Origin of the sequence: Streptomyces sp. KL116D, assembly GCF_030766975.1 — a bacterium.
In the GTDB taxonomy this organism is placed as follows: domain Bacteria; phylum Actinomycetota; class Actinomycetes; order Streptomycetales; family Streptomycetaceae; genus Streptomyces; species Streptomyces longispororuber_A.
This window is the reverse complement of sequence record NZ_JASERH010000035.1, coordinates 97,031-111,326: the sequence shown is the minus strand read 5'-3', so window position 1 is coordinate 111,326 and position 14,296 is coordinate 97,031. Positions and strand designations below refer to the sequence as shown.

Annotated in this window: 12 protein-coding genes; 4 read left to right on the top strand and 8 right to left on the bottom strand. The window is 71.9% G+C overall.

The window, feature by feature from the left end; all coding sequences use genetic code 11:
• Nucleotides 1–94: 94 nt before the first annotated feature.
• Both RBJ77_RS13710 and RBJ77_RS13705 read right to left on the bottom strand, forming a co-directional pair.
• Entirely contained in the window at nt 95–2,014 is a 1,920-nt protein-coding gene (locus tag RBJ77_RS13710) for a glycogen debranching N-terminal domain-containing protein (RefSeq protein ID WP_372345456.1), read from the bottom strand.
• Nucleotides 2,015–2,601: 587 nt separating this feature from the next.
• Complete coding sequence (locus tag RBJ77_RS13705) at nt 2,602–4,116, bottom strand: DUF4192 domain-containing protein (protein ID WP_372345261.1); 1,515 nt, start codon at nt 4,114–4,116, stop codon at nt 2,602–2,604.
• A 133-nt stretch (nt 4,117–4,249) separates the two neighbouring features.
• On the opposite strand from RBJ77_RS13705, the gene RBJ77_RS13700 reads away from it, so the two are divergent.
• Both RBJ77_RS13700 and RBJ77_RS13695 read left to right on the top strand, forming a co-directional pair.
• Nucleotides 4,250–6,412 carry a RecQ family ATP-dependent DNA helicase gene (locus RBJ77_RS13700; protein WP_372345260.1) on the top strand — a complete coding sequence of 721 codons (2,163 nt, stop codon included), beginning with the start codon at nt 4,250–4,252 and terminating at the stop codon, nt 6,410–6,412.
• 217 nt (nt 6,413–6,629) lie between these two features.
• On the top strand, nt 6,630–7,268 hold the full coding sequence (locus tag RBJ77_RS13695) for a hypothetical protein (RefSeq protein WP_372345259.1): 639 nt from the start codon (nt 6,630–6,632) through the stop codon (nt 7,266–7,268).
• An 81-nt stretch (nt 7,269–7,349) separates the two neighbouring features.
• Here the strand turns inward: RBJ77_RS13695 and RBJ77_RS13690 are convergent, their stop codons facing one another.
• The 3 genes from RBJ77_RS13690 to RBJ77_RS13680 form a co-directional block, all read right to left on the bottom strand.
• Entirely contained in the window at nt 7,350–7,964 is a 615-nt protein-coding gene (locus tag RBJ77_RS13690; protein ID WP_372345258.1) for a hypothetical protein, read from the bottom strand.
• A 68-nt stretch (nt 7,965–8,032) separates the two neighbouring features.
• The gene (locus RBJ77_RS13685) at nt 8,033–8,734 is read right to left on the bottom strand and encodes a ribonuclease HII (protein WP_372345257.1); all 702 of its coding nucleotides are present in this window, start codon (nt 8,732–8,734) and stop codon (nt 8,033–8,035) included.
• Nucleotides 8,735–8,785: 51 nt separating this feature from the next.
• On the bottom strand, nt 8,786–9,412 hold the full coding sequence (locus RBJ77_RS13680) for a TetR/AcrR family transcriptional regulator (RefSeq protein ID WP_372345455.1): 627 nt from the start codon (nt 9,410–9,412) through the stop codon (nt 8,786–8,788).
• Between the two features lie 146 nt (nt 9,413–9,558).
• Here RBJ77_RS13680 and RBJ77_RS13675 point away from each other — a divergent pair, with 146 nt between their 5' ends.
• Nucleotides 9,559–11,115 carry an MFS transporter gene (locus RBJ77_RS13675; protein ID WP_372345256.1) on the top strand — a complete coding sequence of 519 codons (1,557 nt, stop codon included), beginning with the start codon at nt 9,559–9,561 and terminating at the stop codon, nt 11,113–11,115.
• Between the two features lie 102 nt (nt 11,116–11,217).
• On the opposite strand, the gene RBJ77_RS13670 is transcribed toward RBJ77_RS13675, so the two are convergent.
• The 3 genes from RBJ77_RS13670 to RBJ77_RS13660 form a co-directional block, all read right to left on the bottom strand.
• Complete coding sequence (locus RBJ77_RS13670) at nt 11,218–12,126, bottom strand: ADP-ribosylglycohydrolase family protein (protein WP_372345255.1); 909 nt, start codon at nt 12,124–12,126, stop codon at nt 11,218–11,220.
• Nucleotides 12,127–12,138: 12 nt separating this feature from the next.
• Complete coding sequence (locus RBJ77_RS13665) at nt 12,139–12,798, bottom strand: histidine phosphatase family protein (RefSeq protein ID WP_372345254.1); 660 nt, start codon at nt 12,796–12,798, stop codon at nt 12,139–12,141.
• Nucleotides 12,799–12,889: 91 nt separating this feature from the next.
• Entirely contained in the window at nt 12,890–13,495 is a 606-nt protein-coding gene (locus RBJ77_RS13660) for a YdbC family protein (protein WP_372345253.1), read from the bottom strand.
• 180 nt (nt 13,496–13,675) lie between these two features.
• Between RBJ77_RS13660 and RBJ77_RS13655 the strand changes: the two genes are divergently transcribed.
• Nucleotides 13,676–14,212: a TerD family protein gene (locus tag RBJ77_RS13655; RefSeq protein WP_372345252.1), complete on the top strand. Its 537-nt coding sequence runs from the start codon at nt 13,676–13,678 to the stop codon at nt 14,210–14,212.
• Nucleotides 14,213–14,296: the final 84 nt, after the last annotated feature.

The following is a 14,296-nucleotide window of genomic DNA, read 5'->3' as shown; positions in this document are numbered from 1 at the left end:
TCGTCTGCCTGACGATAAACACTCCCTTCGCTCGTTGGTTCCGCGCTTCATCGAATGGTTCACGGGGGCCCCGGTCCGGGTGCGCCCCACCGGGTCACACCCCCAACTGCAGGACGTCCGCTGCCTCCTCGACCATGGCCAGGCCGAGCCTGCTCACCCGCACGGAGAACGTCTGCCCCGCCACGCGAAGGCCCGTCAGTCCGATTTCTCCCAGCGGTGCGCTGCGGACCGGCGCCAGCCGCACCGTCCGGGCCGGCACGTCCGGGCGGATTCCCGCCAGTGTGGCCAGCAGGTGCACCCCGGCGGCCGCTGCGACGGCGGCCGGTCTGCAGGCTGCGGGATGCGGCAGCGGGGCGCCGCCCTCCACCCGCTGCTCCCCGGCGTACATCTCGGGCAGGCGGTGGCTGAAGGTCTCCGCGGCGGCCAGCACCCCTCTGAGCAGGGAGGCCGCCTCCTTCTCGTACCCCGCGACGGCCAGTCCCGCGACGGCGACGGCCGTCTCGTGCACGCGTACGGCCCCGGTGCGATGCCCGAACGGGTTGTACGCGGCCTCTTTCACCCCCAGCGATCTCAGCCCCCACCCCGAATCGAGGGCCGGTCCCCCCAGCAGCCGCGCGAGCTGCTCGGTCTGCACCTTGTCCAGCAGCCCGGGCGCGCAGGTGCCCGCTCCCAGCAGTCCGGTGTCCAGAAGGTGGGCGGCTCCGCTCCCGAGGTGCGGGACAGGGCGGCCGTCCGGGGTGCGGGCGGCCGCCGGTCTGCCGCCGCCCCGGTCGTCGCACCAGAAGTCCTCGCGGAACCGCAGCCGCATGGCGTCCGCCCACTGCCGGAGTTCCGCGCCTCCGGGTCTGTCGTACGCGTCGAGCAGGTCGGCGCCGAGGAGCGCGGCACGGTGGGCGTGTGCCTGGGTCTCGCAGCGCAGCGGCCCTCCCGGGCCGGGGTCGGGGAGGTAGGGGCCCTCGCGCGTGGCCGAGCGGAGCCACTGCAGACAGCGCTCGGCTGCGGGGAGCAGCTCGCGCACCTCCTGCTCGGCGAGGCCCCAGCGTCTGGCTTCCGCCAGGACCGTGGGGAACAGGAGGGTGGCCTCGACGCCCGTGCAGCTCGGCGGCAGGTGTGCGCCGACGTGCCGCAGGGGTCCGGGGAGCCGGCCGTGCTCCGGTCCGGGTCCGGTCCGCTGGGTCCGGGCGAGTGCCCGCAGCGTTCCGGCGGCCAAGCGGGTGCCCAACGGGAGCGCCATCCGCACCGCGGCCAGCGCCTCGGCGGGCGCGAGTCCGCATCTCCAGGGTGCGCCGGCCGCCGGATACACGTCCTGCGGATGCGCCGGATCACGTACGGACAGGACCTGGAGGTCGTCGATGCAGGTCTGGAGCAGAGGCCCCACGCGTGGGTCGTCGCCCTGCGCCTGTGCCGGGGCCAGTGGGCGGACCGTGCTGTTGGTGACGGCTCGGCTGATGCCCGCGCCCTCCCCGCGCACCCGCAGCTCCACGGTGCGGGTGCCTCCGGGCGGCAGCTCGAACTCCCAGCGCAGCAGCCCGGCGGAGGCGAGGGCGTCCGTGGGCGGTGGGGTCGCCGTGACCACGGCGTGGCCCGTCGGGGCCGACCACCGCATGCCCGAGTCGTGGACCATGGCGGCCAGTTCACGACCGGAGCTCCCCGCGGCGACCGCGCCCAGTTCGGCGAAATCGGTACCGAGTGCCACTTCGAGCGGCAGGCGCAGCGGACGCGGCGCGGAACTGTGCAGCGTGATCCGCTCGATGCCGTCGGCCTGGCGGATCCGCTCGACGACGACGTCGGGGTCGGGTCCGGCGTCGGGCGCGGTCCGCACCGTCGCCACGAACCGAGCACGGTCCGCCGCGATCATGCGTGCCTGCACGGCGACGGGTTCGCGCCCGGCCACACGGATCTGGCACCGGGACAGCAGCCGCCGTCCTCCTCGGTAGAAGCCTTCGAGTCCCTGCGCCGTCAGCTGCCCCTGATCGGACGAGACGACGAGTCCCGGGAGCGCCACGCAGATCAAGGCCCGGTGCACGGGCGGGAGTTCCGGCGCCCTCCGCGCCACCGGAACCGGGGCCGCCGGGGTCGGGGCGCCTGCGCCCGCGGACGCTCCCGTCTGTCCCGCGCCGACCGTGGTCGATCGTGCCGTGCCCCGCCCTGGCGCGACAGCGCGCGTGGCCCCGCTGTCGGACGCCGATGACCCGAACTGCCGCGACACGTCGGCCGTCATCGCCGCTCCACTCCCCCGGGGCACGTCATGTGGCAGGCGACGGAAGTGTGTCGCCCGGCCCGTGTCTGGGTGACACACGGTCCCCCGCTCGGCCGCTCGGGCTTCGTGTGTGTCCGACGACCGGCTGGGAGGTCGACGCCACCCTGACCGCGCCCATGGCCCACCCCTGTGGTGGGTCGAAGCTCCAACTCCGCCATGGGGCGCCTCCTTTCGCGCGCGGACGCGCGGGGCGCCGGCATGCCGCCGGGCCGCGGATCGCGTCGGCGACAGGGCCCGGCCGTGGCTGCCGCCACTCAGATGAACGGAGCGGTGCCACGGCAAGTAACGCCGCAGCGTGCCGAAGCTCCTGATCCCCCACCGCCGGAGCGGATTCGCGCCGCTCATCCCTCGTCCCTGGTCCGCTGGCGGCCGGTGCGTCGACGCCCCGAGGGACGGCGCGGCGCCCGTGCTCCCGCCCTGGCCGGCCGGCTTCCCGCCCCGAACCGCCGCTCGCCCCGACGGCGCAAGGCCGCCTCCAGGCCTCGGGCCGCCCGGGAGACGCCCGGATCCACGGCCCCTCCGGCCGCCGGACCAGACGTCTCGTCGGACGATTCGTCAGACGTCTCGTCAAAGGTCGAGTCCGATACCGATACCGACACCGACACCGATGCCGACCGGGGCGCCGGTCCGGACACCTCCGTGGATTCGACCTCGGACGCCTCCTCCACGGCGGCCTCCTCGCCTCCGAGGACCGCCCCCGCCACGCGCTCCTCCGCCGCCCGCTCGGCCCGCTTCCCCCGCAGCCCACGCCGCACCGGCTCCGGGTCGATGCCCTCGGCACGGGCCTCGTTCAGCAGTCGGGCGAACACGTACCGCGGGTCGGCGGAGAGGGCCATCTCCAGCGCCAGGTCTGCCTCGACGGTGTCGCCGAGCGACCACGCCACCCAGCCCGCGAGCGTCAGTGGTGCCGCGGCATGCTCCCCGTACGGTCCTACGCAGCGCCGCGCCAGTCCTCGCCACAAGCGCAGCGCGGCGGGTGCGTCCTCGCCCTCCATCCACTCCGCCGCCCGGTCCCGGGTGAGCCGGTCCTGGAGGCCGAGGATCAGGGCCGCCGCCTCGTCATGGGCGAGGAGCTCATCGTCCCTCAGGTCCGCGTCCAAGGGCGCGTCGACGCTGGGTGCGGCCGCGAGGCGGCTCATGATCAGTCGCGCCAGGTCGAGGGTCTCCAGCTCCACTTCCTCACGCGGCGTTCCGGCGAAGATCCTGGGCACGAGGCTCATGGCCGCGGCGTCCAACGCCCTCGTCTGCTCCGCGACGAGCGCCGTCTCCAAGGGAGCGAGACGCGCCTTCAACTGCGCCACGGGTCCCCGCACTTGGATCCCGGCGTACGCGGCCGTCGCCGCCATGACCGACGTGCCACCCGTACTGATGGCATTGCCCTCGGGCGGGCAGCAATCGGGGCGAGGGCAGCAGTAGGACCAGTAACGGCCGTCCGAGAGGCAGAGCGCCTCGGTCACCGGCACGTCGAGGCTGCCGCACTCGGTGCGCAGGAGCTGGGCGAGCGGACGCAGCCGCTCCATGACCACTCGGGGTCCACGCCCAGGCCCCACGCCCAGCGGCGCCGCGTCCTGGCAGAGGAAGGCGACCACGCTGTCCGGTCGCCCCTCCCGGCGCTCGCACTCGCCGACCAGGCAATGGGCCATCTGCCGCGCCACGGACGGCCAGTCCCGGGCACGCTCGGGGATGCCGATGCGGACACGGCCGCCGAACCGGCCCTTGTGCAGGGCGACCAGCACGATGCTGGCGTCGGGCCGGAACCCGAGCAAGTACGGGAGCGCCTCGGCCAGTTCACCGGCGGTGCGCAGCGTGATCTTGGCCTCGCCGGTCGCACCGGCGGGCTCGATGTGATTCGTCATGCGTCGACCATGCCGCGGATTGCCGGACTCCGGTTGAGCCTGTGGATAACCCCGATCAGGGACACGACACAAGTTGTCCACAGCTCGGCGGGCTCGTTCGCGCGATGTCAGTCCCATCGGGTTGCATGGGGGCATGAGCAACGAAGACCTGCGGACGGCCGCCGATGCCGTACTCGCCCGCCTCGTCGGAGACCCGAGCGGTACTGCCCGGCTGCGCGAGGACCAGTGGCGCGCGATCGAGGCGCTGGTCGCCGAGCACAGACGTGCCCTCGTCGTGCAGCGCACCGGCTGGGGAAAGTCCGCGGTGTACTTCGTGGCGACCGCCCTGCTGCGCGAGCGGGGCAGCGGGCCGACCGTGATCGTCTCCCCGCTGCTCGCGCTGATGCGCAACCAGGTGGAGGCGGCGGAGCGCGCGGGCATCCGCGCCCGCACGATCAATTCGTCGAACACCGAGGAGTGGGACTCGGTCCGCGCCGAGGTGGCCGCGGGTGACGTCGATGTCCTCCTGGTCAGCCCGGAGCGGCTGAACAACCCGGACTTCCGGGACAACGTCCTGCCGCAGCTCGCCGCGGCCACCGGCCTGCTCGTGGTCGACGAGGCCCACTGCATCTCGGACTGGGGACACGACTTCCGCCCCGACTACCGGCGGCTGCGCACGATGCTGGCCGAGCTCCCGCAGGGGGTCCCCGTCCTGGCCACGACGGCGACGGCCAACGCGCGCGTGACGGCGGACGTCGCCGAGCAGCTCGGGACCGGCGGCGGCTCGGACGCCCTGGTGCTGCGCGGCCCGCTCGACCGCGAGAGCCTCAGCCTGGGAGTGCTCCAGCTGCCCGACGCCGCACACCGGCTGGCCTGGCTCGCCGACCACCTGAACGATCTGCCGGGGTCCGGGATCATCTACACCCTCACGGTCGCCGCCGCGGAGGAGGTCACCGCCTATCTGCGCCAGTGCGGCCACGTCGTGGCCTCGTACACGGGCAAGACGGAGAACGCGGACCGGCAGCAGGCCGAGGAGGACCTGCTCGCCAACCGGGTGAAGGCCCTGGTCGCCACCTCCGCGCTCGGCATGGGGTTCGACAAGCCCGACCTGGGATTCGTCGTGCATCTCGGCTCCCCGTCGTCACCGATCGCGTACTACCAGCAGGTCGGCCGCGCCGGCCGTGGTGTGGAGCACGCGGAGGTACTGCTGCTGCCCGGCAAGGAGGACGAGGCGATCTGGCGCTACTTCGCGTCCCTCGCCTTCCCTCCGGAGGAGCAGGTGCGGCGCACGCTGGACGTGCTCGCACAGTCCGACAGGCCGCTGTCGCTGCCGGCCCTGGAGCCACTGGTGGACCTGCGGCGCTCCCGCCTGGAGATCATGCTCAAGGTTCTGGACGTGGACGGCGCGGTGCACCGGGTGAAGGGCGGCTGGATCGCCACGGGGCGGCCGTGGGCGTACGACACCGAGCGCTACGCCTGGGTCGCCAAGCAGCGGGAGGCCGAGCAGCAGGCGATGCGTGACTACGCGACGGCGACCGGCTGCCGGATGGAGTTCCTCCGCCGCCAGCTGGACGACGAGGCAGCGGTTCCCTGCGGGCGGTGCGACAACTGCGCGGGCCCGCGGTTCGAGGCCTCGGTGTCGCCGGACGCACTGAACGCGGCACGGGGTGAACTCGGGCGCCCCGGTGTCGAGGTGGAGCCCCGGAAGATGTGGCCCACAGGACTCGCGGCGGTGGGCATCGACCTCAAGGGCCGTATCCCCGTGGGTGAACTGGCGGGTGCGGGGCGGGCCCTGGGCCGCCTGTCGGACATCGGCTGGGGCAATCGGCTGCGCCCCATGCTCACGCCCCAGGCTCCGGACGGCCCTGTCCCGGACGACGTGGCGAGGGCCGTCGTGGAAGTCCTGGCGGACTGGGCCAAGGGACCCGGCGGCTGGGCCTCCGGTGCCGCGGACGCGCAGCCCCGCCCGGTCGGCGTGGTCACCATGGCGTCCCACGCGCGCCCGCAGCTCATCGAGACGCTGGGCGCGGGCATCGCGCAGGTGGGCCGGATGCCGCTCCTGGGCCGGGTCGACTACGTGCCGGGCAGCGACACGGCGCACATCCCGCGGAGCAACAGCGCACAGCGACTTCGAGCACTCGACGGCACGTTGACGTTGTCTCCCGAGCTCGTCGAGGAACTCGTGCGCGCGGACGGTCCCGTGCTGCTGGTGGACGACTTCACGGAGACCGGCTGGACGATGGCGATGGCCGCGCGACTGCTTCGCCGGGCCGGCGCCAAGGGGGTGTTGCCGCTGGTCCTGGCGGTTCAGGGCTGACACAGGAGTCGCCGTCTCAACCTTTGGGCAGGGATATTGGCGACGGATCACCAGATACCGGGCCGCTGCCCCAATTGCTCGTTGCCGAGTGCCAGTACGGCGGCGAGAATTGGGACTGCTCCCCGCGCGGCTCCCGTGGTCCGGTAGGGCTGTGCCGCGGTGCGCTCCCCCAGTCCGACCCCGCCCTCAGTGTGGGCGTGTAGCCGAAGGGAGGACCGTGACCTTCGGATTCGCTCCGTCTTCGGCGGCATCGATGACCGCGTCCTCGATGCGCACCGTGAGGTCCGCCGATTCCGTCAACCGACCGACCAGGCTGCTCGAACCCGCGGAGTGGGCGGCGGCGGGAATCCCGCTGCTGCGCAATCCGCGTGAGGTGGTCAGCGGACTGCACACCCGCCACCGACCCCTGCCGCGCACGGCCGTCGTGGCCGTCCTCGATCCGGAGGAGCGACTGCGGGCCAGCGCCTCGTTCACCCGCCGGGAGAGCGCCACCGACGGCTGGACGTTCCGCAACGCGCTGCTGTCCCAGTTGCGCCGGGTCATCCCGCACGACCTGCGCCGCCGGTCCCCGGTGCGTACCGCCGTCCTGCTGTACTGCCGCGAGGGGGACGGCCGTTGGACCGAGGAGGACGGGGCCTGGATGTGGGGGCTGCGCGACGCCTGCACGCTGCACGGGCTGCGCTGCGGGGCGTACATCACGATGACGCGTGACGGCTGGCAGGTGCTGGGCGAGGGCCGGGCCGGCCGGCGCCCGAGCGTCGGTTCCGCCGTCGAGACGCTGGGGGGCGACGCGCATGCGCTGCCGCGCACCGGCGGCGCCGCGACGGAGATGCTCCGCCGCGCGGCGGCCCGCTGAACCGCACGATCACGCTCACGCGCCCGCCTGCCGGACTCCCCGGACACCGTCGACGGGCGCGGGCAGCCGGCAAGCGGTGCGTCAGACTCCGGCGCCCAGCAGCGAGTTGATGCGCTGCGGGTCGCCGCACACGATCAGCAGGGCTCCGGCCCGGCCGAGCGCGAGCGGCAGTGCCGTGGTGGCCGCCTCGTCGGCGCCGCCGTTCACGGCGACGACGACCACCGGGCGGTCGGCGGCGCGGCTCAGCGCGGAGGCGTCGGCGTAGAAGACGTCGTCGCCCGCGTCGTGCTGCGCCCAGTAGGTGTCCTCACCGAAGGACAGCTCGTGAGCGGCCCACGGGTGGGGGTCACCGGTGGTGATCACCAGGACGTCGCCGGGCGCGCGGCCCGAGTCGAGCAGCAGGTCGACGGCCTCCTCCGCGGCGTCCAGGGCACCCTCGACCGAGGCCGGGAGCAGCTGGATCTGCGGCGTGGTGTCGGAGGTCGACGGGGTGGCCGGGGCGCTCGGCCCCGGCTTGACGGCACCGGCCGGCTCGCGCGGGGTGCGCTGCGCGGGCGGCGTGGGCCGTGCGGGACCCGGACGGCCGGGTCGCGGCGGCGCCGCGGGACGCGGGCCGGGTACAGGGCGAGGGGTCGGCGCGGTGCGGGGACCCTGGGCACTCTCGTGAATCTGAGGCTCCTCGGGAATGAGAGGCATGAGCTGATATCTATCAAACGCCGGTGCGGTTCGCGCCAGCGGGTGGCACGTCAGTGCGAACGTGGTGGTCAGAAGTCGAAGCCGAGCTGGCCCTCGATCTCCGGAACACTTGCGTCCGCCCAGCTGCGGGCCTTCTTGAGGTGCCGCCACTGGGGCAGCGCATCAAGATACGCCCACGAAAGCCGGTGGTACGGGGTGGGCCCCCGCTCCTCCAGCGCGGCGCGATGCACCGGCGACGGGTATCCGGCGTTGGCCGCAAACCCGAAGTCTGCATGGTCGATGCCCAGTTCGGCCATCATTTTGTCGCGGCGGACCTTGGCGATCACCGAAGCCGCGGCGACGGCGATGCAGGAACGGTCCCCCTTGATCACCGTACGGACCTGCCAGGGGTTGCCCAGGTAGTCGTGCTTCCCGTCGAGGATGACCGCGTCGGGCCGCACCGGAAGCGCCTCGAGGGCGCGTACCGCGGCGAGACGCAGGGCCGCGGTCATCCCCAGGTCGTCGATCTCCTCGTGCGAGGCGTGCCCCAGCGCGTGCGCGGTGACCCAGCTCTCCAGCTCGTCCGCGAGCGTCTCGCGACGCTTGGGACTGATCAGCTTGGAGTCGGTGAGCCCCTCCGGCGCGCGGCGCAGCCCGGTGACGGCGGCGCAGACGGTGACCGGGCCGGCCCAGGCACCGCGGCCGACCTCATCGACACCGGCGACGATCTTGGCTCCGGTGGTGGCGCGCAGTGAGCGCTCGACGGTGTGAGTGGGTGCTTCGTACGGCATGGCGGCAGACAGCGTACGCCGCCGAGGACCCGTCGCGACACCCGGCATGCCTCAATCCGCGTGCCGCCGCAACAAGGGGATCATCAGCCGGTCGATCATCTCCACCAGATCCCCCTCCTCCCATTCGCTTCCGCACACCTTGGAGCGGTACATCATCATCGCCGGAATGACGTCGCACTCATAGCTGCCGGTGGCGTCGGGACGCACCTCGCCGCGCTCGATTCCGCGACGTAGGACTTCCTTGATCAGCTCGACGCTCGGCTCGATGACCCCCTGGGTGATCACCGAATGGAAGCGCTCGGCGGTGAAGGTGTCGCACTCGTGAAGAACTGAGCGCACCGCGAAGCCGGGGCGCGAGTACATGGCCGCGCGCATCTGCCGGCACAACTCCAGCAGGTCCTCGCGCACGCTGCCGAGATCCGGCGCCGCGTCCAGCCTGGGCAGCGCGGCCGCCAGGGCGTCCACGACGAGGTCCTCCTTGGAGGGCCAGCGCCGGTACACCGCGGCCTTCCCTGTCTGGGCACCCGCGGCGACGCCTTCCATGGTCAGGCCGTTCCAGCCGACCGTGCTGAGCTGATCGAGCGCGGCTTCCAGGATGGCCCGTTCGAGCACGGGACCACGCCTGCGCATCCCGGCGGCCGGCTGAGCGGAGGCGGCCGTCCAGCGCGAAGTAACCATCGTCATCTCTCCGTTGAGCAGTCCGAGAGCGGTCCGAACGCACGGCAGCAGATTCAGTGAACGGTTGCGTTCACTGAAGGGGAGTCACTACCGTTGACGCGACAGTGAACGGGATCGTTCACTAACGCTCTTGTGGGGGATCCATAGTGACAACCTCTCAGCTAACACAAGATCAGAAACCGGGGGCGGCCCGCCGGGAGGGGCGCCCCGGCATCGCACTCACGGTCATCGCCGCCTGCCAACTCATGGTGGTCCTCGACGCGACGATTGTGAACATCGCGCTCCCGCACATTCAGGACGCTCTCAAATTCTCGACGACGGACCTCACTTGGGTCGTCAGCGCGTACACGCTCACCTTCGGCGGTCTGCTGCTCCTCGGCGGCCGTGCGGGCGACATCCTCGGCCGCCGCCGGGTCTTCATGTCCGGCATCCTGCTGTTCACCTTCGCCTCCCTCCTGGGTGGACTCGCCCAGGAACCCTGGCAGTTGCTGGCCGCGCGCGCCCTTCAGGGTGTCGGTGGCGCGATCGCGTCGCCCACCTCGCTCGCCCTCATCACCACCACGTTCCCCGAGGGCCCGGAGCGGAACCGCGCGTTCGGAGTCTTCGCCGCGGTCTCGGCGGGCGGCGGCGCCGTCGGCCTCCTCGCGGGCGGCATGCTCACGGACTGGCTGGACTGGCGCTGGGTGCTGTTCGTGAACGTACCCATCGGCATCCTGATCGCCGTCCTCGCACCGATGTACATCAACGAGTCCGAGCGGCATCCCGGAAGCTTCGACATCACGGGTGCGCTCACGTCCACACTCGGCATGGCGTCGCTCGTCTACGGCTTCATCCGGGCCGCCGACGAAGGGTGGCGCGACGGCCTGACCGTGGCGTCGTTCGGCGCGGCGGTGGTGCTGCTGCTGGCCTTCGTGGCGAACGAGAACCGCGCCAAGGATCCGATCACGCCGCTGAAGATGTTCGCCGACCGGAACCGCTCGGGCACGTACGTGATCATGCTGAGTCTCGCGGCCGCGATGTTCGGCATGTTCTTCTTCATCGTGCTGTTCGTGCAGAACGTGCTGGGCTACTCGCCGATCAAGGCGGGACTGGCGTTCCTGCCGGTCACGGCGGCGATCGCGGTCGGCGCCGGGCTGTCGCAGCGGCTGCTGCCCGTGCTGGGGCCGAAGCCGTTCATGGCGGGTGGTTCGGCGCTCGTGGTGGTCGGTCTGACCTGGCAGGCCTTCATCACCCCCGAGAGCTCGTACGTCGGCGGGGTCCTCGGCCCGATGCTGATCTTCGGCTTCGGCATGGGCCTGAACTTCGTGACGGTGACGGTCACCGCGGTCTCCGGTGTCGCTCCGCACGAGGCGGGTGCGGCCTCAGGGCTGCTCAACACGACGCAGCAGGTGGGAGGCTCGCTCGGGCTCTCCATCCTGACGACGGTCTTCGGGTCGGCCAGCCGTGACGAGGCGAAGGACCAGATCGCCGACTTCATGGCCACCGCCTCCCCCGAGCAGAAGGCCGAGTTCGCCAGGACCCACGAGCTGCCGGCGCCCTGGAGCCACGAGGTGCTCGCTCACGGCATCTCCACGGCCTTCATCCCGGCGGCAGCCATGGCCCTGCTCGCCCTGGGCGTCGCACTGACGGTGATCAAGGTCCGCAAGAGCGACCTGGAAGCCCTCGCCGGCACGGCGAGCGCGGCCGGGCCCGCCGGGGGCTGACGCCCCGGCACAGGCGTGGGTGCCGGTCCGTCCGTAAGACGGCGAGGCCGGTCCGGCATCCACGGCGCCCCGCAGGCATGCGTCACGGAAGAGCGCGGCGCCTCAGGCCCTCACGGCGGGCGCCCACTCCGGAAGGGACTCGGTCTGCTCCAGCCATGCGGCGGGCGGTGCCCCGCGCTGCGCGGAGGCGACGACCCCGCCCACGATCGCGCAGGTCGTGTCCATGTCGCCGCCCACTTGTGCGGTGCTCCAGAAGGCCCGCTCGAAGTCTCCGAGCCCCCGCGCCGCCGACCAGAGGGCGAACGGCACGGTGTCGTGCGCGGTCGTCCGCCGGCCGCAGCCCAGCACCGCGGCCACGGTGGCCGGGTCGCCGTAGTCGAGCATGCCCTTGGCGCGGCGCAGCCCCGCTCCCACCGCGCTGCGCGGCACGAGTGCGATCACTCCGTCGAGCAACTCCCGGGGCGAAGGCGGCCCCGCCGGATTCCCGGCCAGGGCGGCGGCCGCGGCCACGGCCATGGCGCCGACGACGGCTTCCCGGTGCTGGTGCGTCGGATACGCCGAGATCTCGGCCTGGTGCGTGGCCTGCTCGGGGTCGTCGGCGTAGTAGGCGCCGAGCGGCGCGATGCGCATCGCCGCCCCGTTCCCCCACGACCCCTGCCCCTTGAACAGGGCGGACGCCAGCGCGCGCCAGTCGCCGCCCTCCCGGACCTGTCGCAGCAGCCTGTTCACCGCCGGGCCGTAGCCGCGGTCGAAGTCATGGTGCTCCGCGAACGAACGCGCCAGGTCGTCCTGATCGATGCGCTCGTGGGCTGCGAGGACCGCCACCACGGAACAGGCCATCTCGGTGTCATCGGTCCACTGCCAGGGGCCGGCGGGCAGCGCGCGGCGCTTGAGCAGCGGATAGTTCGCCGGGACGAAGAACTGCGATCCCAGCGCGTCGCCCACCGAGAGTCCGCGCAGGCTGGACAGGGCGCGGTCCATGCGCCTGTCGGGAGAGGAGTCAGCGGTCATCGCCCTGCCACTCTATCCGGTGACCCCATAGGGCCTTGGGTCGCACCAGCGTTCGAATGGCCGGTTCAGTTCGTACTTCCCGTCGCCCCCTAGAACGAGCGATCGCGTCTCCGCGTTCCCGGGATTCGACAGGGATTCGAAGTCCGCCACGGTCCAGTGGAACCAGCGCATGCAGAACAGCCGCATGGTCAGACCGTGGGTCACGAGCAGCACGTTCGGCGGGTGGTCCGGGTCCTCGAAGCTCCGGTACAGGCTCTCCAGGAACGCCCCCACGCGGTCGTACACGTCGGCTCCGGACTCGCCCTGCGCGAAGCGGTAGAAGAAGTGCCCGTAGGCATCGCGGTACGCCTTCTGAAGCCGTACGTCGTCGCGGTCCTGCCAGTTCCCCCAGTCCTGCTCCCGGAGGCGGGGCTCTTCCCGCACCCGTACGCGACCGGGATCCAGACGGAACGCACGGAACGTCTCGTGCGTGCGCCGGTACGGCGACACGTAGACGCTCACCCGCTCACCGCCGAACAGCTCGCGCAGCTCCTTGCCGGTCTCCTCGGCCTGCCGCAGGCCCTTCTCGGTGAGCGCCAGCGCGTGATCGGGCTCGCGCTCGTACACGGTGTCGTCGGCGTTGCCTTCGGATTCGCCGTGCCGGACAAGAACGATGCGCCGTGGACGTGCCATGCCAAGACCCTAGATCGATCCGGCCGATTTCGAGCACCCGTACGGGCTCCATCCGGCGTAGATCACACGGCACGCGCGCGTGGCGACGCGTTCAGACCGTCCAGGTCGGCTCCAACTGCACGATGTCACCGGAGATGGCCGCGATGTCGGCTTCGGTCTGGGCGCGCAGCGAGAGCCGCTCCACCCGGTCGACCTGGTACTTGCCGTGCTCGGCCGCCGACCGCCACATCGACAGGACCACGAACTCGTCCCCCGGTGCCTCGCCGAAGAAGCCCCGCACCATGCCGGGCGAGCCCGCCATCGCCGGGTTCCAGACCTTCTGCTGCATCAAGGTGAAGTGCTCGGCCCGCTCGGCGTTCACCTTGCAGTGCGCCACCCGCACCACGTCGGCGTCCGTGAACCGCGGCTCGAAACCGGTCTTCACGTCGAAGCGGTGGTCGAACAGTTTGACCTGGATGTCCTTGAACGTGCCCGACTGCGCCGCCGCGAGCCGGTCGTGGGACCGCGCCATGAAGGAGTCGTAGAAGGCGCGGCTCTCCCAGAACCCGAAGACATGGGCCACATCAGGCCGTTTCCTGCTCCAGCCCCCGCCCTGCCCCCGGAACCCCGGCTCTCCTAGGAGCCCCGCCCATTTCCGCTGCCCCCGCTCGAACCCCCGACGGTCCATCACAGTGCAGCGAATCCACTTGACCAGCACCGCGCCATCGTACGGCGCTCTGCGTGACGCGGGGTCACTCTCCGGGGTAGTACATGCCGTACCAACTCGCCGTAGGGCATCGGCAGTTCGACGATACGGACACGGACGGCCACCGAGTTGTCAGTGGGACCACGTAGCGTGTGACCAGCACGCAACACGACGCCGAGAAGGGGGAGTTCGGTGAGCAGTCTCCGCAAGGGGTCCGAGAAGGTCGAGGTCGGGTTGAAGTGGGACCCGAGCCCGCTCGGCTCGCCGCCCCATGACCTGGACCTGGTCGCGGCGACGTACACGCGCGAGGACCCGCACGGCGCCCCGGCCTACATCGTCCACTTCGACAGCCGCTCCCCCGACGGGACGATCACGCTCAACCGGGACAGCAGGACGGGTCAGGGCTTCGGCTTCGACGAGGTCATGACGCTCGAACTGGACCGTCTCGGACCGCAGTACGCGCGCGTGGTGGTGGGCGTGGCCATCCAGCAGAACGAACAGGCCCGGGACAGGCCGAAGGCGTTCTGGGACGTGCCGAACACCGGAGTGCGCATACGCGAGGGGTACACCGACCTGTCGGAGCACGACTTCTCCGCGGTGGCGGGCCACGCGGCCACCACCATCGCCGAGTTCACCCGGGGCGCCGACGGCGAATGGTCGTTCCAGGAAGCCATCCGTGCCTTTGACGGCGACCTCACGGCGTTCGCTGCCGCCATGGGCAGCCTGTAGCAGCCAGGAACGCCGAAGGGCGGCGGGACCCTGGGGTCCCGCCGCCCTCAGCTCAGGCGATCGGTGCGATCAGCCCGATCCGTG

Excerpts from the sequence above, each read along its gene's own strand:
- RBJ77_RS13705 (WP_372345261.1), bottom strand. The coding sequence starts at position 4,116 with ATGACGAATCACATCGAGCCCGCCGGTGCGACCGGCGAGGCCAAGATC.
- RBJ77_RS13700 (WP_372345260.1), top strand. The coding sequence starts at position 4,250 with ATGAGCAACGAAGACCTGCGGACGGCCGCCGATGCCGTACTCGCCCGC.
- RBJ77_RS13670 (WP_372345255.1), bottom strand. The coding sequence starts at position 12,126 with ATGACCGCTGACTCCTCTCCCGACAGGCGCATGGACCGCGCCCTGTCC.
- RBJ77_RS13690 (WP_372345258.1), bottom strand. The coding sequence starts at position 7,964 with ATGCCTCTCATTCCCGAGGAGCCTCAGATTCACGAGAGTGCCCAGGGT.
- RBJ77_RS13685 (WP_372345257.1), bottom strand. The coding sequence starts at position 8,734 with ATGCCGTACGAAGCACCCACTCACACCGTCGAGCGCTCACTGCGCGCC.
- RBJ77_RS13665 (WP_372345254.1), bottom strand. The coding sequence starts at position 12,798 with ATGGCACGTCCACGGCGCATCGTTCTTGTCCGGCACGGCGAATCCGAA.
- RBJ77_RS13680 (WP_372345455.1), bottom strand. The coding sequence starts at position 9,412 with ATGGTTACTTCGCGCTGGACGGCCGCCTCCGCTCAGCCGGCCGCCGGG.